At 44.8% G+C, this 22,222-nt stretch carries 18 protein-coding genes and 1 tRNA gene; 3 read left to right on the top strand and 16 right to left on the bottom strand.

Annotated features, from left to right (window positions below; translation table 11 throughout):
• Positions 1 to 24 precede the first annotated feature (24 nt).
• Complete coding sequence (locus DN062_RS01355; RefSeq protein WP_205126613.1) at positions 25 to 870, bottom strand: SDR family oxidoreductase; 846 nt, start codon at positions 868 to 870, stop codon at positions 25 to 27.
• Positions 871 to 1,041: 171 nt separating this feature from the next.
• Between DN062_RS01355 and DN062_RS01350 the strand changes: the two genes are divergently transcribed.
• Entirely contained in the window at positions 1,042 to 1,593 is a 552-nt protein-coding gene (locus tag DN062_RS01350; protein WP_112156827.1) for a sugar O-acetyltransferase, read from the top strand.
• Positions 1,594 to 1,678: 85 nt separating this feature from the next.
• Here DN062_RS01350 and DN062_RS01345 read toward each other — a convergent pair whose 3' ends face one another.
• The 11 genes from DN062_RS01345 to DN062_RS01290 all read right to left on the bottom strand — a co-directional run bounded on the left by DN062_RS01345 (position 1,679) and on the right by DN062_RS01290 (position 10,966).
• A complete protein-coding gene (locus DN062_RS01345; protein ID WP_112157162.1) occupies positions 1,679 to 2,476 on the bottom strand; it encodes a DODA-type extradiol aromatic ring-opening family dioxygenase in 798 nt (265 codons plus the stop codon).
• A gap of 76 nt (positions 2,477 to 2,552) precedes the next feature.
• Positions 2,553 to 3,962, bottom strand: a complete 1,410-nt coding sequence (locus tag DN062_RS01340; protein ID WP_112156825.1) for an RNA-guided endonuclease InsQ/TnpB family protein — start codon at positions 3,960 to 3,962, stop codon at positions 2,553 to 2,555.
• Between the two features lie 365 nt (positions 3,963 to 4,327).
• On the bottom strand, positions 4,328 to 4,549 hold the full coding sequence (locus DN062_RS01330; protein WP_112156821.1) for a hypothetical protein: 222 nt from the start codon (positions 4,547 to 4,549) through the stop codon (positions 4,328 to 4,330).
• A gap of 31 nt (positions 4,550 to 4,580) precedes the next feature.
• Entirely contained in the window at positions 4,581 to 4,727 is a 147-nt protein-coding gene (locus tag DN062_RS01325) for a lmo0937 family membrane protein (protein WP_112156819.1), read from the bottom strand.
• Positions 4,728 to 5,008: 281 nt separating this feature from the next.
• Positions 5,009 to 5,380, bottom strand: coding sequence for a gamma-glutamylcyclotransferase family protein (locus DN062_RS01320; RefSeq protein WP_112156817.1), 372 nt, complete (start codon positions 5,378 to 5,380; stop codon positions 5,009 to 5,011).
• Between the two features lie 7 nt (positions 5,381 to 5,387).
• Entirely contained in the window at positions 5,388 to 6,560 is a 1,173-nt protein-coding gene (locus DN062_RS01315) for an AAA family ATPase (RefSeq protein WP_205126612.1), read from the bottom strand.
• Positions 6,561 to 6,572: 12 nt separating this feature from the next.
• The gene (locus DN062_RS01310; protein WP_112156813.1) at positions 6,573 to 6,884 is read right to left on the bottom strand and encodes an AAA family ATPase; all 312 of its coding nucleotides are present in this window, start codon (positions 6,882 to 6,884) and stop codon (positions 6,573 to 6,575) included.
• Between the two features lie 8 nt (positions 6,885 to 6,892).
• A complete protein-coding gene (locus DN062_RS01305) occupies positions 6,893 to 7,459 on the bottom strand; it encodes a hypothetical protein (protein WP_112156811.1) in 567 nt (188 codons plus the stop codon).
• A 155-nt stretch (positions 7,460 to 7,614) separates the two neighbouring features.
• Positions 7,615 to 9,099, bottom strand: a complete 1,485-nt coding sequence (gene zapE / locus DN062_RS01300; protein ID WP_112156809.1) for a cell division protein ZapE — start codon at positions 9,097 to 9,099, stop codon at positions 7,615 to 7,617.
• 959 nt (positions 9,100 to 10,058) lie between these two features.
• Entirely contained in the window at positions 10,059 to 10,781 is a 723-nt protein-coding gene (locus DN062_RS01295) for a DUF6538 domain-containing protein (RefSeq protein ID WP_112156807.1), read from the bottom strand.
• Between the two features lie 97 nt (positions 10,782 to 10,878).
• Positions 10,879 to 10,966: transfer RNA gene (locus tag DN062_RS01290), tRNA-Ser, on the bottom strand.
• Between the two features lie 257 nt (positions 10,967 to 11,223).
• Between DN062_RS01290 and DN062_RS01285 the strand changes: the two genes are divergently transcribed.
• Entirely contained in the window at positions 11,224 to 12,201 is a 978-nt protein-coding gene (locus DN062_RS01285; RefSeq protein ID WP_112156805.1) for a calcium/sodium antiporter, read from the top strand.
• A 3-nt stretch (positions 12,202 to 12,204) separates the two neighbouring features.
• Here DN062_RS01285 and DN062_RS01280 read toward each other — a convergent pair whose 3' ends face one another.
• Positions 12,205 to 15,066, bottom strand: coding sequence for an EAL domain-containing protein (locus DN062_RS01280; RefSeq protein ID WP_112156803.1), 2,862 nt, complete (start codon positions 15,064 to 15,066; stop codon positions 12,205 to 12,207).
• Positions 15,067 to 15,337: 271 nt separating this feature from the next.
• Between DN062_RS01280 and DN062_RS01275 the strand changes: the two genes are divergently transcribed.
• A complete protein-coding gene (locus tag DN062_RS01275) occupies positions 15,338 to 16,333 on the top strand; it encodes an MDR family oxidoreductase (RefSeq protein WP_112156801.1) in 996 nt (331 codons plus the stop codon).
• A gap of 28 nt (positions 16,334 to 16,361) precedes the next feature.
• Here DN062_RS01275 and DN062_RS01270 read toward each other — a convergent pair whose 3' ends face one another.
• The 3 genes from DN062_RS01270 to DN062_RS01260 are packed head-to-tail and all read right to left on the bottom strand — an operon-like array spanning position 16,362 to position 22,178.
• Positions 16,362 to 18,893, bottom strand: a complete 2,532-nt coding sequence (locus tag DN062_RS01270; protein WP_112156799.1) for a response regulator — start codon at positions 18,891 to 18,893, stop codon at positions 16,362 to 16,364.
• 33 nt (positions 18,894 to 18,926) lie between these two features.
• Positions 18,927 to 20,078: an FIST signal transduction protein gene (locus tag DN062_RS01265; RefSeq protein WP_112156797.1), complete on the bottom strand. Its 1,152-nt coding sequence runs from the start codon at positions 20,076 to 20,078 to the stop codon at positions 18,927 to 18,929.
• 18 nt (positions 20,079 to 20,096) lie between these two features.
• The gene (locus DN062_RS01260) at positions 20,097 to 22,178 is read right to left on the bottom strand and encodes a two-component system response regulator (RefSeq protein ID WP_112156796.1); all 2,082 of its coding nucleotides are present in this window, start codon (positions 22,176 to 22,178) and stop codon (positions 20,097 to 20,099) included.
• Between the last annotated feature and the right edge of the window lie 44 nt (positions 22,179 to 22,222).

Below are 22,222 nucleotides of genomic sequence, written 5' to 3'. Positions count from 1 at the left end.
TGCACGTTTACGTTGTTTAGCTGTCTAACGGTTTTCTTTTTTAGATGCTTCTTTCAATACAGTATCCATCCAACGTGTCGGCAAAATACGTTTTAAATAACCCAATAGGTAGGTGGCTTTCGTCACATAATACCGTGGGCGTGGACGCTCACTTTCCAATGCATGGATCAATACTTGATAGACGGCTTCGGGTGTTAACGTAAAAGGGGTTGAGTCCTCATCTGTAGAGGCAAGACGTGACAGCACACTTTTATAAACCTTCGCATGGGCACTCGACTCTATATTGATGTGCGCTTGAAAGGCACGTAAGGCATTTTTGCGAAAATCACTGACAATCGGACCCGGTTCGATCAGAGACACTCTGATGCCACTGCCACTCAACTCCAATCGATAGGTATCTGTAATCCCCTCCAGTGCAAATTTCGACGCATTGTAAGCCCCTCGGTATTTCATGGCGACCAATCCTAACACCGATGAGTTCATGACAATTCGTCCCTGCTTTTGCTGACGCATAATCGGAATGATTTTATTCGTTAGTTCAACCCAGCCAAAGAGATTCGTTTCAAATTGGGCTCTTAAAACATCGCGACTTAAATCCTCTACCGCGCCTGGCTGACCGTATGCGCCATTGTTAAACAAGGCATCCAAACGTCCATTTGTGAGCGCTAATGTTCGTTCAACACCTGCGTGAATAGATTCAGATGAGGCTAAATCCAGAACAAAGGACTCCAGCCCTTGCGCTTGAAGGGCTTGCACATCTTCCTCTTTTCGCGCCGTTGCAATGACTTGGTAGCCGGACGCTTTTAATTTCAACGCGCAATAATGACCGATTCCTGTTGAACAGCCTGTTATTAAAATGGATTTTTTCACACTGTCTCCTGAAAGTGATAAAGGTCTCGTATAAAGTGTAAATGATTTGTTAACCTCCCAATGAAGATCAACCAACATACTTCAGCGCTAATTCACATCCTAATCAAAGATTAAACTTCATACCACCAACCATAGCGCTCGAATGTTAAAAAGAAAATGAGAAGCACTGATATGACCGAAAAAGAAAAAATGCTCGCAGGTTTGCACTTTAACCCCTTTGATTCAGAACTGGTGGCACTTCGGCTTGAAGCACGTTTGAAGACCGAAAGACTCAATCAAACCAGTATGGCACATCGAAAGCAACGCACTGCGATCTTAAAGTCTTTATTCGGTTCAACTGGGAAAAACCTCTACATCGAGTCGTCGTTTAACTGCGACTATGGAATCAATATTCACGTCGGTGAGAACTTTTATGCCAATTTTGGTTGTGTCATTCTAGATGTGGCCGAGGTGCGCATTGGGGACAATTGCCTGATTGCCCCTCAAGTTGGCATTTACACGGCAACGCACCCGATTGATCCAACCGAAAGAGCACAAGGGTTAGAGTACGCCAAACCGATTCATATTGGACATAATTGCTGGATCGGAGGGCATGCAACCCTCAATCCAGGCATCCGTTTAGGTGACAATGTGGTTGTGGCCTCTGGGGCCGTGGTAACCAAGAGTTTTGGTGATAACGTCGTGGTGGCGGGTAATCCGGCACGCATTATTCGAAACTGTTGAGCATTCTTTTCGCCCTAACAAGCCCTAGTCAAAAGAGCTCTAATCACAAGCTTACGAACCAAAGACACCTAACTGATGTGTAGATTTAAAAGAGATAGAAACTGGCTTTTTTATTTAGGATTCTAACTTCGATGACTTCCTCACAAGGGCGTTCAGCCACTCCGTAACACACATGCAAAGGCAATAAATGCTCCTCTCTCGGATGGCAATAACGAGCATGAGGAGCTTTTTCCCACTCAATCAGCCGCTGCTCCCGACCCGACTCATCCAACAGTCGATTCGAACAGGTATCAATCAGCCAAGCTTCGAATGCTTCATTCTTTGCTTTAGCCTCGGAAGTGTCTTGTGCAAAAAAGGCATTCATGTTGTGAAATGAAAATCCTGAGCCTAAGATCAACAAATCGTCAATCTCCAATGACGTTAATGCCCGACCCAATTCAATATGCTGTTTTGCATCCAGCCCTTTCAGCAAAGACAACTGCAAGCAAGGAATGTCAGCCTCAGGGTACATGATTTTTAAAGGCACAAACACACCATGGTCCAATCCACGGCGGCTGTCCAGCTCAACATGGATCTGAGCGTCGGCTAATGCACTTTGTATCTGTACAGCCAAATCATTGGCTCCAGGACAGGGGTACTGTATATGGTAGGCTTCTTCAGGAAACCCATAATAATCATACAGTAATGATGGGAGCTCTGATGATGTCAAGGTTGGGGTTTCGGCCTCCCAATGCGCACTCACCACTAAGATGGCTTTAGGCCGTTTTATACGTTTAGCCAGGTCTTTTAAGCTATCAATCATCGCCTGATGGCTGGCATCGCCCAGCAAAGGTAAAGGCCCTCCGCCATGGGAAATATACAAAACCTGTGTGCTGCGTGTCATGGCCGACTCCCAATCAAACATACTCGGTTGATGATCTTAGATCGTTGTAAGGCATTGTACGGTGAACTACTCACCGCTAAAGCGGTTGAGCTTCCAAGCCAGCGACCTGAGTCGCTAGCTTTTCTTTTTTGACGCTTCGCAGGCCACGGCTAGTCGAGCTTTTCGCTCGGCTAGTCTTACGCATGCCTCCACGTCCAGTATCTGACTGCGGCCTTAAAACCCCATCATCAGATAACACCGTTCCAGTGTCTAAAATTAAGTTAATTGCCCGTTTCTTAATCACCATTGACGCATTGTGATCCGCGTTGTCAGTGTGTCCACAGTGACCGCAAATAAATATGGATTGTGACTTGCGATTGTCGGGGTGAGTGTGGCCGCAAAGGGCACACTCCTGACTGGTTCTTGGAGCCGGTATTTTAAATACCACCTTTCCAGCATGAAAGGCTTTGTATTTTGTATAGGTTTCGATGAGATGCCAACCCACGTTTAATATGGACTTATTGAGTCCAGGCTTTTGCTTGGCTTTATTCGAAACATATCGTCCTTGCTCGTCCTGTTGCGCTTTAGGCTTGCGCGTCATTGCGGCCGTTCTCAAGGCTTCGAAGACAATGACTTTAGCTTCGCTGTTCACCAATGAACGACTGGTTTTATGCGCGAAGTCATTGCGAATATTCGCTCTTTTCGCATGATGAACCGCGATGCGATGCTTGGTTTTGGCTCTGCGATTAGAGCCTTTTTGCTGCCGCGCTAATCGGCGCTGTAATCGCTTGATATAGCGCTCAGATTTGCTCATGGATTTTTTCTGGCCCTGAGAGAAATCATACATTTTCTTTCCAGCGTGGACTGGAATGGCTACGCCGCGATCAATGCCCTGAGTGTATTCTTCCAGATACTCTCGGGTGACCCCTTGCAGAAAGGTTAGATGTTGTTCTGGCGTTAGCAGATCCGCATCCGATACATTGTTTTCATAGCAGAATGATAGGGTGTATTGACCCCGTTCCTTGCGAACATACATCGAATTCGGAATCTGAAATGTATCATGAGCCTTAAACGGCGAATAGCCGATATTGTTCGTCTTCGTCCCAATAAACAAGCGAATATTGCCATCTTCGCAGCGGTCAAATCGAAACACTTCGCGGGTCAGGTGAATACTGCCCTTATCCGTTTTCGGTTTGTGCTTGGGTCTACCACACTGACCGCTCATGAACTTTTTATACGTCTTGAACCAGTTTACAGCACTATTGCGAAGTATTTGACTGGGACAATTATTCAGCCATGGCGTCAACTCTGTTGACTTAAACTGAGCCGTGGTTTGATCGATGGGGGCATAGGTGCCGATAGCGCAATATTTACGGGCATAAGTCCGATAATAGTGTTCTTCTTCGACCTTGGCATTCCAGATGCTACGAGCACAGCCCATCCATTGGCTGAGTATCAGCCTCTGGTGGGGTGTTGGATTTGCTCGCAGTTTGATGCCTGTTAGCATGATGCCTGTTTATGTGCTCTTAATACGTTAAATGATAACATTTTTTATTCTAAAAAATGTTGATCGCTTGCTTGACTCGTCCCTAAAGGAACGAGATTGCGCAAGCATTTTGTTCAAGACAGATCATCATCTTAGCGCACAGAATCACTTGCATGAAGCCTTTATTTTTTTAATAATGATTCTCGATATCATTAAGATAAATCGATTGGAGCTTGGGTTCATGACCGCGATTAATGCAAGGCATATGAAAGAGGTTGAGCTGCTTTGTATTGAGCACCGAAGCTGGTTATCTTTCTTTATCCAACGCCGTCTTGGCTGTCTCCAAGATTAGACCCACCCAAGATATGATGAAAAAAAGATAAACGTTAAGGCTTCCGTCTTCCAAAGAGCAAGAAAATGCTTCCAACAGCTATTGATCCTACGCCAGCCCAGATAGGCACATTTACCGTCTCCTTCTCTTGAACCGACAGCTCAATTGGCCCAAGCTTGGCTTCGTGTGTATCTTTCGTGTAACTAAAACTACCGTATACCAATCCTAAAATACCCGCCACGATCAGCGCGATACCTACAATTTTAATTGCATTCATTGTGTCATTTCCTTTTGTCATTGATTTATTATTACAAGCGTCGACCACGGATAACACGAATTAGTATTACGACTACGGCAATGACTAAAAGAATATGAATAAACCCACCCACAGCGTGTGAGCTGACAAAGCCCAGCAGCCATAGGACAATTAAGACGACTGCAATGATCTCAAGCATTTCGCTTTTCCTTATGTGTAAAACTGGATGCGTCCGGCGTATTGCAGTACAGAACCCAGCTTACTAGAGAATTCACTGTATAGTATTCAAGTGGGAAGAGATACAGCTTAGAAGTCCATTACACTTACGCGCGTTGTAATCAGGCTAGAAACCCAATTCGGCAGTGGTTGCCGGTTGATTGATATCAATCCATCGCGGACTGCTAATCTCGCTTAATTGCTTATGATGAATGGATTTTTCTCAATTAACTAAACACCTGAAGTTAGTATGTATTAAGCATTTTAGTCAGTTGGATTCCAGTTACCTGTTCCTATCAAACGCTGTGGTTCAACCTCACGGTTGTATTCATACACCCACACTGGTCCATAACTGGATTCAACTTCTACTCTCAGATAAAAGCTTTTATGCGGCTCTTCTGAATCAAAACCCTCCAACTGATCAAGACGATGCAACTGGCGTGTGGTGATTCGATAAACTTCAACCAATACACCGTCAGATGGGTACCTTTTTACCGCTGGGAAAGGCCCTAGGTCGTAGAGTGTGAATTCAAAGAGCCAATCTTCACCCACAAACTCTGCTCCATAGAGAAGATCATGGTTAAAGTGCCCTCGCTTAAGCGAGCCATATACTGCGACCAAATGTTCAAGATTCATAAGCCCCCTACATAAATCCAATCGCACGACTTTGACCCGATGTTTTAATATCGTGCTCTCTTTGCAAACCAGATAAGAGTGACAAGGGTGTTAACTCCTCTCCCATCACACGGTGATGACGCTCTACTGTTGCAAAGTCACCCGATGTTAACTGATGGAGCTTGATGAGAACTGGCTGACACGTTTCAACGTCGGTCGCAGCAAATCGATGCTGTTTTGCTCGGCCCAACTGCTTATTAAACATCATCCAGCATTGGTCGGGTGTTAGGTAATTAAATCGAATCTTAAAGTCGAAACGACGAAGCGCTGCAGAGTCTAGATGTTCCATATAGTTGGTGGACATCAACAAAATGCCTTGGTATTGCTCCATTTGTACCAGCAACTCGTTCACGTGCGAAACTTCCCAACTTTGTTCAGCTTGTGTTCTGGGTGTCAAAAAGCTATCGGCTTCGTCGATTAGCAGAATACCTGAGCGCTGTTTCGCTTCGTCGAAGGCTTCTGCTAATGCTTTCTCAGTACCTCCTAGATACTTGTCCAGCAAATCTGATGCTTTTTTGGCAATCAGTGGCATCTCCAATGATTTAGCGAGGTAGGTCGCATACCCGGACTTACCTGTTCCTGGTGGTCCGTAAAGACAGATACGACCCAAACGGCTGCGCGTCAATCCATTGGTAAATTTGTCCAGCGAAAAGTCTGTGTTAGAAAATGCCGGGTTGTAATAAGGCACCTTCACTTTCGACAATTTTTTATGCTCACGGTAACCGAGTGCTTGATAGAGCGAGGCAAGAATGCCATCAATCTCTGACTCTATACGCTCAGGCTTACGATAACCCGAGTGCTTCACCACGCGAGCGGCTTGAGCTAAATGTGCAGCATGAACACCCTTTTGTTTTGATAGCGACACGAGCCATTCCTCCCTGACTGGAATATTGTTCAAGATTCTTTTCGCAATTTTCAACCTCGCCTTTTCCCCTAGCTCAGGCATCTCAAACACTAAATCAAAACGTCGAATGTAGGCAGGATCCATGGTGTAGTGGCTATTGGTTAACCAAAAGCTAGGACGTTGATTCGTTTCAAGAATACGATTCACACAGGCCTTGAAGTGGTTGCTGATGCGGTCATTGAAGACATCTTCAACCTCATCAAACAGCTTCACGCTCTTTTTATCGGATGCCAACATGTATTGCGCCATCTAATAGGTCGCCAAACGCCGATCACCTGTCAGAGGTCGACCATCTGAGCCCGAGGATTTAACCTCATAAAGTGACAAGCCCATTGCGTCTGAAAGCACATTAACCAGTTCAGTTTTACCCGTCCCTGGTGAGCCATAAATCAGAATATTGACGCCTTGCAGCCCTTTACTGGCGGCACGTCGGATATAGTTATAGACACGATCATAGGTTTGTTGGATATGTTCAAAGTCACTCGGAATCAAGTCAGAGGGTGGCAACTTTAGGGTATTGCTTCTGAACAGTGCGTCAGGCCCGTTTTCTTCGAAGTACAAGAGATCATCTAGGCCGTCAGTAACTCGATACCATTGTGATGATCTTCAGGTGAAATCAGCCCACACTGTCGCAAAGGTGCCTCTGCACTTAGCGCCTGACTAATGACATTTCGGGGATACTTCAACGCAATAGACAACATCGTCACTAATTGCTGTGACCCTACCCAGCGACGCTGATGAAAAAGCTCAATGATATTAGATAACCGTGAGTCCTGCTCTTTTATGACCAAAAAACCCAAAATCTCTTGCTCAATTGAAGACAAAGACAATGAATCACCCAGCAAGCTCAGATTGTTTCCCTGATAAGCCGTTGGCAGATTCGGCACCAGCGTTTGATGCTTTGCTGCTTGTCGCAAAATACGCAACACTTTCGTCGGTGTCATATCCGTGGTGTCTTCAATTGCGATACCTATGCTGACAAGCATATCGTCATCGAAGTAATTGCGGTTGTTGAACATCAAGTGATAACCCTGAGCCTCAATCAATAAGCGTAATGCCCACTGACGAACTAACTCTTCCTTCTGCTCACCAATTAATACGGCTTGGCTCTTGGAGGTCTGTAACGTTGGATGCATGGTTCACTCCCACTTCGGCTTGATGAATGGGAGTATAAGGGGTGGGTGCGTTAAAGTTTGTCGCCTGAACGATATACTAGGGAAATGTCATGGACTCCCCACCCTTAGCGAAAATGTGCCATACGTTCAATGGTTTGCAAGGTAAAGAGCTTTCGTCATTGCCGTCCCCATTCCTTTCCACCCATTTCTACCAACCGAGACGCGGCTCGTCGAAAGGAAAAGGCGAGATCATTGGCGGCCGATAATAGTGCCAGTGACACGCCACTTCGACCCGTCGCCGACCACTCAAATTCTTCACCCTCTTTGGTGCGAATCATGGTCGTCGCAAAGGAACTCGAGTTTCCCCCCTTCTCACTGACAAACAACTCTTCATTTCCATCACTGCTTTCAACTTGCGCTTCAAACTCGACAAATAATTCATCGAGCGGGACTTTTGCCGCTAGCACCAAGCGGGTGCGAGATTCATAACACACGTCAATGAGGGTCACGAATCGTCGCGCTTCGTCGAGGTGATTGGCGTCTAATTGCGGCACCCGGTCCATGATGAGGACCTGAAATCGGTCGCAGAGGGAAATATAATCGGCCGCGCCGAGTGGTTGGTAGCATAACTCGGAAAAGTCAAACCAGGCGCACCGGTCATTGAATCGGGCGACCTGGACGGTGCGACCGAAGGGTACGTGAATGGCCTCGGCCTCAGTTCCGGATGCAGTGCCACCAAATATTTCTTTCAACTGCGCCTGCATGTTGTTATCACTATTATTATCGCCGTGAACATCCTTGTTTGACCAAAAATAGGATTGACCATCAGCTCGAGCTTCGAGTCGATAATCCTTGGCGGAATCCTCCATGGAGATAATGTCGAACGTATGTTTTAACATGTCTATGAATGGCAAAAAGAGGGATCGGTTAATGCCTCCCTCATACAAGGCATCGGGGGAGCGATTCGAGGTGGCAACCACCACGACATTCCAATCCAATAATAATAATAAAAGTCGTTTCAAAATCATGGCATCGGCAACGTCTGTTACTTGAAATTCATCGAAACAGAGGAGTTGGGCTTCCTGTGCCAATTGCTGCGCAATGATGGGTATCGCATCATCTCGTGGGTGCTTCTGTTTGTAGACAAATATTCGATGATGGACGTCTAGCATGAATTCATGAAAGTGGACGCGGCGTTTGGTAATTTTTACGTGTTTGAAGCTGTGTCTGTCATTATTACAGCAAGAATCATCAGGAACATTAACCGACGCGTAAAAGAGATCCATTAGAAAGCTCTTGCCGACCCCGACCGGTCCATGAATGTACATGCCTCGCGGTGGTGGACCAAAAGACCACAAATGGAATTTCTTTCGAAGAAAGGACTGAGCGGATGCCAAGGATCGCGTCAGTAACAGTAACAGCGGACTGCAGTTTTTAGAGCTGCTCTCTGTCGGTCTGTCGGTGCGCACGGGTACTGGTGGGAGCGAGGTAAGAGACTCGTGCAGGGCATCGAGTTTTGCCGCCAGAGCGACTTGCGCGTCATCTCGTCGCACCTCCCCCGCATCCACCTTGCGTTCATACGCCTCTGTCACGGGGCCTGTCGGGAGGGACCGCCGAGCGACGCGATGTTGTGCTGCCATATTCTTAATCACCGTCTTCATCATCAACCTGATGAGTTTATCAACATGGTAAGGAAAGTAAGATCAAGTCCGCTTCTTCCCGCTTTTTTCGATTGTCTCAGGTCTAGGGACTTATTCGCAATTTACCTAATCAACGGTTACTCCCGCATTAGCATGACAAACACAAACACCAGACAAACCGAAATACGTAACACCTAGGCGATAAGATCAACGCCTCTAGATGTCTTCGTTTACGAGTTCGAAGAGCAAACCCGACAATAAACCGTTTATTCACTGTTAAATTAAACACAGGGCATACTGGGCGTGACTGAGCCGTCTTACCCATTATTGATTCTAGAGGCTGGCGCTATAGATGGTTTAGATGATCGATAAAATAACATTAGCAAAATGTGACTCAATTATATCAATAGATCATGTTGCATGTGCCGTTATTGAACGGCATTAGCAATGCCCACGAACATCAACTGTCGCTAGATCTGATGAAAGCACTCTAAGATGACTTATTATGCTAATCTGGTTGTTATCTAGGCCTTGAGTAACGTGATAGCCCTATATGAGTAAGACGAGTAACAACACTCGAATATTTGGGGTATCTCTTTCATACCGTACATATAACCAGTTTTTCTATTTTGTACAAATAAGCTTAGATATCCACTATGCCTCACGGAGCTGATTGGCCCTTCTTGAGCTTTTTTCCATCAAATATCTAGGCGTTTCGATCCAGGGAACCGGTGATGGCCGAAAGCGCGTCTTCAATACGATTTCATTATTGCTTCATTATTGGATGATACAAGCCTAAAAACTTACTTTTTGTCTCATTGTACCGTTGTTTTCAAGGGTAAAAACCATGAGTTCTCTGTTTTTTTAGGTCAAGGTGCAGCATAAACCTGAATGGCTAGTGGTTCATTATTGCTCCATTATTAGATTTTGCTGAAAAACTGGCTTAAGGTTTGTTTCCATTAACTTTATAATTTTTTTGACTAAATTACATGGCTTGTAATCGACTCATCTAATTGAACATTAGTGTTAGCTATCTCACTATCTGATTGTTTTTCGTCATTACTTGATGGTTGTTGATGCGTGATTAGGTAATCCCAAACGTCATCAGGCAGATCGGGCACATAACTATCTTGATGCCATGCCGTAAAGCCAGTATCAATGACATCATGGGAGCTTGCATCATTGAATTTGAAAGAGTCTTTTTTAGTTGGAAGGGGGTGGGTTACAGGATAAAGACCCATTTCGTGTTCGCGAAGTGCCTTTAATCCATTGATATTGTTTTCCCAATTCTTGGAAAGGAAAGAAATTACACTACCATCGGGGTGAACGTATCGTATCTGTTCCATGATCATATAAAAATCCCTCTTTGTTACGGCATGCCAGTCGCATGGCTCGTCTCCTGAAAATATGGTTATATTATTTAAATTAATATTATAGCGATTTAATATATCTTTTTTGAAGATACTAAATCGACATAACTGTTTATTGTAATAAGAAGTTAAAAATAAATCAATAGAAAAGTTGACATTATTTACAAATTGGTATAGGCGCATCTTTGCTTCAGCATGATGACGAGTATTTAAAGACAAACGAATCTCTCGTCCAACGGACGGGAAAATATCTCTAAATCCTTTAGGGAGAACCACTCTAAGGTAAAAAATACCGCTGGGTTTTCGGTAGGTATGTCGTATCGAAGTTGGCATAAAATTTTCCCCGAAGTGTCACCGTTAAGTGGCACACCAGAGAGCAATCATATAATCTTCGATGAAATTTGACGTAACTTATTGATTAATAAGTAACTGGCGGTCAGGGAGGGATTCGAACCCTCGATACGTTTCCGTATACACACTTTCCAGGCGTGCTCCTTCGGCCACTCGGACACCTGACCTTTTGCAAAACAAAACATTTGATGTGCTATTGTGTGAACTGAAGATTCACTCACAGACATCTGCGTTTTGAGGTCGCAAATTCTATCAGATTGAAAATAAAGCACAAGAGAATTATCCATCAAATTTCATTTAAACAGTGCCACAGTCCGTCACCGCCTTCGCTCCCTCGCCAACATAACCCTCAAGCCACTTTGAAGCCTAACAACAACACGTTAAGATAGCGCCTCGCAATTCCAACTATTTAGGGGTTCTCTCCATGTTACTCGCTTTAGGCGCTGTTATCGGCGGTCTAGTTTTATTGGTTTGGAGTGCCGATCGTTTTGTCGACGGCGCAGCCGCTACGGCTCGTTATGCAGGCATGTCTACTCTGCTAATCGGCATGGTCATCATAGGCTTTGGTACCTCGGCACCTGAGCTTTTCATCTCAGCTATTGCTGCAGCTCAAGGAAACCCGGGGCTTGCACTAGGGAATGGTTATGGATCTAACATCGCCAATATTGGCTTGATACTGGGTTTAACCGCCCTCATCAGCCCGATTGCCGTGAAATCGGTCGTTCTAAAAAAAGAAATTCCTATCTTAATAGGTGTAACACTTTTATCGGGCGTCCTACTTCTCAATGGTCAAATATCCCGACTTGATGCAACGATTATGCTGGTTGTGTTTTTTGGGGTGATGGGCTGGACGATTTTGCAAGGAATCAAGCAAAAGGCAAATAACACCGACGAGTTTAATGATGAAATTCCAGAGATGACATTAGGCAAGGCCTGCATGTGGCTGGCAATCGGATTATTGCTGCTGATTGTAAGCTCTCGTCTATTGGTTTGGGGGGCGGTTGATATTGCCAGCTCTTTAGGCATTAGTGATTTAGTGATTGGCTTAACGGTAGTGGCGATTGGCACCTCCCTTCCTGAGCTAGCCGCAGCCTTCGCTGCGATTCGCAAAGGTGAGCATGATTTAGCTCTGGGCAATGTCATTGGCTCTAACTTATTTAACACCTTAGCGGTTGTGGGCTTAGCGGGTGTGATTCAGCCGCTTGCTGTTGCACCTGAAGTACTGACGCGTGACTGGCCCGTAATGGCGCTCTTGACCTTCTCTCTCTTAATTACGGGCTATGGCTTCAAAGGCCCAGATTTAGGACGTATCAACCGCTTTGAAGGCGCAGCAATGCTACTGACGTTTGTGGCGTACATTGCCTATTTGGCGTATACCTTAACGCAAGTTAGCCTTACCTAGTCCTTAAACGCTTCCTTTTGTTGCCACAAGCTCATTTGGAAGCGTTAAGTCTTCAGATGCCACAGGATGCCCAAGTAAATATCCTTGAACGCTATCGCAGCCATGGTGCTTTAAGAACAAATACTGCTCTTGCGTTTCTACACCTTCGGCCAAGACCTCTATGTTAAGGCTCTTCCCAAGCGCAATTACCGTTAAAATAATCGCCTCATCTTTAGGGTCCTTACCTATATCTCGCGTAAAACTATAATCAATTTTAAGTCGATCTAAAGGGATCTGCTTAAGGCGGCTTAACGACGAATAGCCAGTCCCAAAATCGTCCAATGCAAGGCGATAACCCGCTGCTTGCAGGGTGTTCAGTCGCTGAATAACATTTTCTGGATCTTGCAAAATCAGGCTTTCTGTAATCTCTAATTCAATTTGTTCGTGCGCGATACCGTATTTACCCAACAACTGATTAAGATGCTGTAAAAAATCCGTCTCCATCAACTGCTTCGGAGAAATGTTAACCGCAACAGGTGGCACCATTAAGTTCTGCTCTTGCCAACTCAGTATCTGCTGACAGGTTTTTTCAATCACCAGCCAGCCCAACGGAATAATTAAATTGGTTTCTTCTGCCAATGGAATAAATTGCCCCGGTGGCATCATGCCTTTTTCTGGATGCTGCCAACGAACCAACACTTCAAGGCCACAAAGAGATTGATTAGTAAGACTGAACTGAGGTTGAAAATGTAACAACAGTTGATCATGTGCCAAAGCAAGTCGCAGGTCTTGCTCCATCTGAAACGCATGCAGTGTTTCTTCTGTTTGCAGGGGGTTATAGAGTTCGTAGCAGTTTTTACCCCGAGCTTTAGCACGATACATCGCCGTATCTGCATGCTTAATCAGCATATCTAAATCAACGCCATGCTCAGGAAACACACTGACACCAATACTTGCCGTTAGCTGAAAATGATGGCCATCGATTGAATGAGGTAAGGTACACAAACCTAGAAATCGCTCAGCTTCCAACTTAGCTCTGCTTAGCTCGCCTCCTACAATTAAAATAAACTCATCACCTCCTGTGCGAAAAAGCTCACAATCGCCAACTAAATGCGACTGAAGATGCGACGACAAGGCTTGCAGTAGTTGGTCTCCGGCTTGATGACCTAAGCTGTCATTCACCACTTTAAATCGGTCTAAATCAATAAAGAGCAAACTAAACACCTGTTCTTTATCATTAGAGATACGCTGTTCAACACGGTTTTGCAGGTGGTAGCGATTTGGTAGACCTGTCAGCACATCATGGCGAGCCTGGTGGGCAAGGCTCTCGGTTTGACGTTGTACTTGTTGAATAAGCAGCCGTTCTCGATCATTCATATGCAAAATCAAGAAGGTTCCCATACAGCCTAGAATCACCAGTAAGGACTGCATTAGATTCGCATTACTAAATGGGTGCATCGCTATATAATCAGGGCCCGCTTCAGCCTCTACTCGCCAGCGATTCTGCGCAATCTCCAACGTAAACTGGCTTGTTAGACCATGCAGATTTTGTAAGGAGGAAGCCGTTTGGTAAAACGGAATTTTTTCATCTAACTCATAGAGTTTGAAATGAATATGCTGAACTCCAGCATCATTTAGCGTACTAATGAACATACGCTCAACGGTAAAAACACCCGCCATAAAGCCCGCCAAGCGCTTATTCCTCGTCAAAAGAGACGCCTCATCTATAGAGACATACACGGGATGTAAAATGAGTAAACCAGGCTCGTTCGGTGCTTGGGTCAGATTTATAATTTGCGTCGCCACAGGACGTCCCGACTCTTGTGACTTAAGCACCCACTCTCGACGATCCTCCAGTGACAACAGGTTAAAGCCCAGTGCGGCCGTGTTTGTTTCAAAAGGCTCTACAAATTGGACAGGGATAAGAGGGTCTGCCTCTCCCAGAGACTCACCTCGAACCCTATAATCAGGGCGACTCAGCATGCTGGCCGTTAGTTGCTCAAACTCAGCTCGCTGATGCTGTGGAACGATGGGATCCCAGGAGTACGCAAGCACCGACGCATTATTTGCTTGAATATCCAATACCCGCTCTCGAAATAGTGCAGGTTCTGTAAGATGACCGGCCGTAAGAACCCCTTCCAACATTGCCAAATCAGCAAAATTTTGCTGGATAGTTGCCTGCAGTTGCGCATCAAGGATTTTCACATCTTGCTCGAATCCACGACGAACTTGTTGATCTAGGTGATTTAAGAAGATCTTATTTAGTATTAAAATGGACACAACCAATACAGCCAACTGGGCCAAAATAAAGGCACGCCGTTGCAGGTTATCTATTTGACTACTGCCAAATAAACACAGCAGTAACGGGGTCACGACGATCGAGCCAAAAGTGTCCCCCATCCACCAACTCAGCCAATCCAATAAGAAACCCGAGTTACCCGAGCTTTCTGCAAAGAAGTATATCGCACTGGTTCCAAGGGTTGCGTTAATCATGCAGGTTGCAAAACCAGCCAACAACATAAACTTGAATAAACCACGATAACTACTAGGCTGAATAGGATGAGCGCCAAAGCGCTTAATCAAGTAAGCACCGAGAAGTGTTTGCAGTGTTGCACCCGAGGCAATAATTATGGCAGTTGTAATATAGCTTAAATCGTAGTCAGCCAGTGATGTGTTTTGAAATGTCGCGTTGAAAGCAAGTGAGCCCAAAAAAACACCGGGCACCATCTTTGCGCCAAAATGGATAACAGCAGCCAAACCTACTCCGGCAGGTATCCACAAGGGAACTATCTGTGAATGCAGGCCTGAATCACTGACGAGGTGAGCAGCGGCAAAATAACTTAGAGCCAATAAAAATAATGAGCTTAAATACTGTAATATTTTCAACTTTATGCCTTAAAATCACCATCACTAAAACAAACATTTAAAACATTTGACAAGAATTATTCTCTCACTCACTATATCTTTCGATTTTTTCAAATCCAGTGAGTGAGCCCTTTATAGCCTATTTAGGTATAAAACATCAATTAGGAATCGCATCTATAATCCCTTATTTCTCTTGTGGGTTTAATTGAGCTATGTGTGCCTTAGTGGCATAGACAAGTAATTGAATTATTGTAACTATGAGACTTCTCAATCCATTAGAGGTAAACAGATTATGTCATCAGAACACTTTCGAGCATTCGTCTTAGACACAACTGAAACGGGACTGAGCCGCAGCGTTCAAACACTTTCCCGACAAGATCTGCCCGAAGGGGATGTGCTGGTTGCCATTGACTATTCTGGATTGAATTATAAAGATGGATTGGCCATAACAGGCACAGGTAAAATCGTATTGACTTGGCCGATGGTGCCAGGTATTGATTTTGTTGGGCGAGTGATTGAGTCCTCTTCAGATCGATTTAAAGAAGGCGACTCGGTCATTTGCACGGGCTGGGCTGTTGGCGAAAAATACTGGGGCGGCTACAGCCAATTACAAAGAGTTCAATCTGACTGGCTAGTTCCTCTCCCCTCTTCTATGTCCGCACGTGATGCGATGCTGCTAGGAACAGCAGGATTAACCGCCATGCTATGTGTGTCTGCACTTGAGGATGGAAAGGTATTACCGGAGCAAGGTCCTGTCATCGTAACAGGTGCTGCTGGCGGTGTCGGTAGTATTGCCATCTCTTTATTAGCGCAGCGAGACTACTCTGTTACAGCCGTTACAGGTCGACTTGAAGAGGAAGCCTATCTTCGCTCCCTTGGCGCAACAAACATTATTTCGCGAGATGAAATGTCAGAGCCTGCCAGACCTCTTGAGAAACAACGTTGGGCAGGAGGTGTCGATACAGTGGGGGGCAATATTTTGAGCCGAATACTGGCTGAGACACAGTACGGAGCGACCGTAGCCGCATGTGGGCTGGCGGCAAGCTATAAACTTCCCACGACGGTCATGCCATTTATTCTGCGTAACCTGCGCTTACAAGGTGTTGATTCTGTCAGTTGCCCAACGCATACACGTATGGCTGCTTGGCAAGCCTTAGCGTCCAACCTTCCACCTAATCTTGAGCAAACTCTGCACAAAGTCATAGGGCTTGAAGAGCTGGAATCCAGCGCCCAAGATATTATCAACGGACATGTTAGAGGCAGAATTCTGGTGAATCCGAACCTCTAAACTCTTAGGTGCAGCAGTTGCGGAGAAATTAGCTGTTCACTCGCTGCTGTAACTGTGGAACTAGCTGACCCACGGCGGCTTTAAAATCAGCAACAGCCTCGTTCAGGCCGCTGCCACTTTTAGCCGCTTTTTCTAAAGCCTGAGCGGCTGCGGTTGCAGGATCGGCACAAAAGGTCGAAAGCAGGCCTTTCATGGTGTGTGCCGAGCGAATCAAGCTTTCCATATCTTGCGTAAGAATGGCAGACTCAATAGCACTCATATACTCAGGCGTTTCTTCAAGAAACATTTCAAGGACTGACTTAAGAAGTTCATCCTCTCCACCTATCATTTCAACTGCTTGTTCCCAGTTGTAAAGCACTTCATCAGACATTAAGCCCCCATATATTTCATCAGTCATTGTGGCACCTGAGATCTCTTCATCAAGTGCTTTATTGTCAATTTTAGAAATCCATTCATCTAGTATTCGGTCATCGCCACGATTCGGCACTGAAGCAACACATCGCTCAAGATCTGGCACTGAGGCTAACACTCTCATAATCTCTGAATAGAGTTCTGTTGGTTTAACCGGTTTAGCGACATAGCCCTGCATCCCCGCTAGAAAACAGCGTTCACGATCACCTTGCATTGCATTTGCCGTCATTGCAATAATCGGGAGGGGGTTCGCAGCATGGGTTTTCGCTTCGTGTTCACGAATTAAGCCCGTTGCTTCCAAACCATCCATTTCCGGCATCATCACATCCATTAACACTAAATTAAAGGTTTGCGACAAATACAACTCAAAGGCTTCTCGACCATTGGTCGCGAGTGTAACGAGGACCCCTTTTTTCTCTAATAACTTAATCGCTAGGCGTTGATTAACTAGATTATCCTCTGCTAAAAGTATTTGAAGTCCCTGCAGGCCATCATTAGGTTCTAAAGGATTGGATTGAGCTTGAATATTGACATAACCCAACTGTTCTTGCAGAGCTCCTTTTAACTCAACTAGGGTTAGAGGCTTTGTTAAATAACCCGACATCCCTAAGGCTTGACAACGCAGCGCATCACCTGCCAATGCAGATGACGTTAAAATAAGCACTCGTGTTGAAGAGTGGTCTGGCAAAGATAGAATTTTCTCTGCCGTCGTATAGCCGTCATACCCTGGCATGATGGCATCCATCAAAACTAGACTGTATGGATTGGCTTCTCGTCGAGCCTGCTGAACACTAAATAAAGCTTCAGGACCCGATCTTGCTACATCAAACGGAACACCCAAAAGAGTTAACATCGATGAGATAACATGGATGTTAACTGGCTCATCATCCACAAGCAAAATACGATGTTGACTGAAGTCTGTTACTAGATCTGGCAGGCCTTCTGGCTCATCGGCTAACAGAAGCGGGATTTCAAAGCTAAAAACAGAGCCTTGACCCAATTCACTTTCAGCGTAAATGTTTCCATGCATCAACTCAACCAATTGACGACAAATCGACAAGCCCAAACCCGATCCTTCATATCTGCGATTAGTCGCAGCATCCACCTGCTCAAACGGATGGAAAATAGATTCTAGCTTTTCTTTCGGAATTCCAATTCCCGAATCCGTGACTTTAAACACATACCAAGGCAGATCATCTTCCTTTTTGCTTAAAGGGAGTACTTCCAATTTAATGTGCCCATTTTCGGTAAACTTAATGGCATTCCCTAGCAAATTAATTAAAATCTGACGCAACCGAGAGGCATCAACCATCACAAATCTTGGCAAGGACTCCTCAAAATCATAACTAAGATGCACACCTCGACTGGTGGCTCTTGCCAACATTGATTTAACCGATTGACCGATCAACTCAACAAGATCGACGGACTCAGGCTGCAGATCCAACTTACCCGCTTCAATTTTAGAAATATCGAGTATGTGATTGATGATCTCTAATAAATGAACAGCAGACATTTTGGCAAGACCAAGGTGCTCTTTTTGCTCCTTCTGCAAGTCAGTTTCGAGCACCAAATCCAGCATTCCTAGAATACCATTCATCGGCGTACGTATTTCGTGGCTCATATTGGCTAGAAAGTGACTCTTGGCTAAACTGGCTTTTTTTGCGGTTTCGATTTGACTGCGCAACTCGGCATCGTATAAACACGCTCTTGCAGAGAGAGCGAGTTTATTCATGAGTTTATCGAGGGACATTAACATACCCTCGGAAAAGCCAGTGCCGTTTTTTTGCAAGGCAAGCAAGCCAAACTGCTCTAAAGCAAAAACGTATATATGATGAGACTCCCTCTGAATATGCAGAGGGCACTGCTGTTTAAACTCAGTGCATTGGTTCGCCATTCTTGGAAGGTCTAGTGTTCGATATATAGACACCCATTCAGGACTTAGATAAAAGCGTTTAGGGTAGGAAAGACAATTCGACCATTCCAGCACCTCTTCGTCTACTCTAATCGCTTGCTCCACTAGCACAGCACTCGCATTGAGTGCTCTAAGCATCGTGGTGAGCGTTTCTTTTAACATCGGCTTTAAGTCTAAGCTAGAGCCAATCGATAACGAAATCTCAAAAAGAAGTTCAATTTCTTCTGCCGCTGTCACAAGATGACCCTTTTAACTTTTCTGAAGTCACTTTCAAGCATCTGATTGCTCAGACAACAAACACACGACAGCTGTCTTATTATAGAACTCTAGATAATCCTGTCCAGTATTCGCAATCTCGCCTAGCGTTAGCGCACCCACTACAGGCGTTTCGGAGGTAACCACATTAAGTTCGTCGTCTATGCTTTTTCCAAGAAACAGTACACGCGAGATACAATCAATGAATAACGTCAGCTCTGGTGGCTTTTCAGATACGTGCTCATAGCTCACTTTTGCTTTATTGGATGCATCTCGCGCCGCAGCTATCAAACTCTCTTTTGTTCCTGTCAGTACTTTAACAAATACATCTTGGGGTACATCGCCAACACAAACAATATCTTGGACATCATTCAGCATTAGTGGATCTCGAACCACCATCTCTGCATCCAGTTTACTGATTCCAAAAGGATAGGATTTGGCAATGTCAAAAAAATTCTGATCATTAAACACTAAACCACTGTGTGCCTCTACAATCTGCCGATACTGCTGAAATGCGGGCTTCCAATCCAAAGAGATCACACGATTTTGTTCAGAGTGCGTTACTTTCATGGGCTCAGAGATCGGCTGCCAACCATGGGACACACCTAATCCACTTAATGCCTGCAAACGAACAATTAAAGCGCAGTCTTTTTTAATACCGTCTGGTGTAATAACGCAGGGCTTTTGTTCGAAGCTCAAAGAGCCAGCACCTCCCCCAATAAAGTTATGCACCAAACCAAAATTAAAAAACAAGCTTTCGATTAATTTAGCGATTGATTTTGCTAAACCATCAACCACTACAAACAGCGTCACGTCTCCGGCAAGAGCTTCCCAGGCACTAGACAGGGTTTCAACTTGCATATCAATACCCTTGGACTCAGACTGACTTAAGCCATCAACCATTTGCCAAACAGGTACGTGATGGAGACCTATAAGAATAAAGCCTCTTTCATGATGCGATTGTTCATAAATAATTTGAGGGAAAACGCCGCCAAAAATCGGAGCTTTTGAGGCTTTAAGAATGGAGTCTACCTCATCAATTGGCCAGTGATTTGCGTCACAGCTTAGCAGAACAAATGATTCAAGAGATGGATCTTGAGTCAATAAACTATCAATCGAATCTTTTAACTGATTTACATCAGTACTCGGCTCAAAACAAACCTTCATACACTCACCCCTGCCAAATCAAATCGATTGGTAATTTTGATTTTGTTTGTAATCCGCTACAAATTGCATAAGCTCACTCGATTCTAGGGGTTTAGAAATTAAATATCCCTGTATCTCAGTCGCCCCCAGTGCATCTAAATAGTCTCGCTGCCGTTGAGTCTCTACACCTTCTGCGATGGTGGTTAAACCTAAGCCTTGACACAGCGAGGTTAAAGCCCTAACAATCGCGCAATCACTGCGCCCACGGGTGATGTCTTTAATAAAGGCTCGATCTATTTTGAGCGTATCCAGCGGAAATCTCAGCAAATACTCTAAAGAGGAAAAACCAATACCAAAATCGTCTATAGCAATTTTAAACCCTTCCTCTCGTAAGCGTTTTAACATGCGTATAGTGGTTTCTGGACTGTGCATGGCCAAGCTTTCCGTTATTTCTAACTCAATGTCACTAAATTTAGCTCCTGTTTCAGAAATAAGACGAGTGATTTTATCGGGCAAATCCATTTGTTCGAATTGAACCGGTGACAAGTTAATGGCCATTCTTAGCGATACACCACTTTTTTTCCAAGCAACTTGCTGCTTAGCAGCATGCTGAATAATCCAATCCCCTAGCTGCTGAATCAAGCCCATTTCTTCCAAAACAGGAATGAACTGATCCGGTGGCACCACGCCGAAACTAGGACGCCGCCAACGAATCAGTGCTTCAACACCGACAACTTCTCCTGAAGTCAAATTCACTTGTGGCTGATACACCAAGTAAAACTCTTCTTGCTCGATTGCTTTACGCAAGGCCATTTCGAGCATCAAACGCTTTTGTAAACTATCTTCTTGCTCACCTTTGTAAATCCCCAGGCTGATATTACTGGAGGGTTTAATGCCTCTATGAGCACGATGCGCCTTGCGCAATAGAATGCTGGCATCATTGCCATGACGCGGCACTAAGCTAACACCCGCGATAAAGTTCAGAAAGACCTCTTTATCGGCCACTACCCAGGATCGATCCAATACTTTTAGCCAACTCTCTATTGCAGAATGAATTTCATCTTCAGTCCACTGAGAATTCAGGGGCATTTTCAAAGCGAAACTGCCACCGTCCAATCGTGCTAAAAATGAATCTCTCGGCATAGCGGTTTTTAATTGGCTGGCCATTAAACTCAGTAGTTGATCGGAGACTTCCGAGCCGTAAGCATCGTGTATCTGATGAAAGCGAGCCACATCGAGCACAACGATAGCAAAGTGAACATCAGAGTGATTCAGATGAGTTAACACGTCCTCCAAGTCACGCTGAAATAATTTACGGTTCGGTAGGCCTGTAACAGAGTCGTGAAAATTTAAGAAATTCGCTTGCTGTTCTAAACGACGCTGAGCTGTTATATCTTGAAAAGCTCCGATTAAACGCTTTTGCTCACCGTCCCGTTGCCCAACAATTTTTAACAAATACTCCTGTTGTTTGCTAATCGAGCGCACTTCGAGATCAAACTTACTTCCCATGATCAAGGCATCGTTAAAAACGGCCAACAAGCGTTTACGATCATTCGGATGAACGATCTGCCCCATCGCTTCTAGGGTTTCGGGCAAAGACTTAACCCAGTGCAATATTTCACTGGCATCTTCCGACCAAGTGTATTGACCGAGGGCTTGGTTGTATTCCCAAAAACCCAGCCCCGCTAACGCCCTTGCATTGTCTTGCAAACCTTTTGCTTTGCGCAGAGCTTGCTCCCTGTCAGCATCGCGAAGCGCATAACGTATACGCTGCTCAAGTAAGGGTAAATTAATGGGTTTAGTTATAAAGTCATTAGCGCCCACCTCAAAGGCCGTCTGAATCGAATGAAGATCATCAGAACCCGTCAGCATTAAAATGGGGGTGACTGTATCTTCTTCAAAGAGGCGAATATTTCTGCAAGCATCAAATCCATCCATGATCGGCATATTCACATCCATCAAAACCAAATCGGGCTTTTCCGAGATGAACAATTCAACGCCTTTTTGACCATCCGCCGCTTCAAGCACACGGTAACCAGAACGTCCCAAACCTTGGGTTAAGAGTAAGCGTACTGGGCGTGAATCTTCTACTACAAGCAATGTTGGTGTTGTTTTTATCATATTGTTTCGCTACACCGATCAAATAGCTGGCATTGAAATATCAT

Source organism: Nitrincola tibetensis (assembly GCF_003284585.1).
GTDB lineage: Bacteria > Pseudomonadota > Gammaproteobacteria > Pseudomonadales > Balneatricaceae > Nitrincola > Nitrincola tibetensis.
Note: the sequence above shows the minus strand (reverse complement) of the source record. Positions and strands in the feature narration are given on the sequence as shown.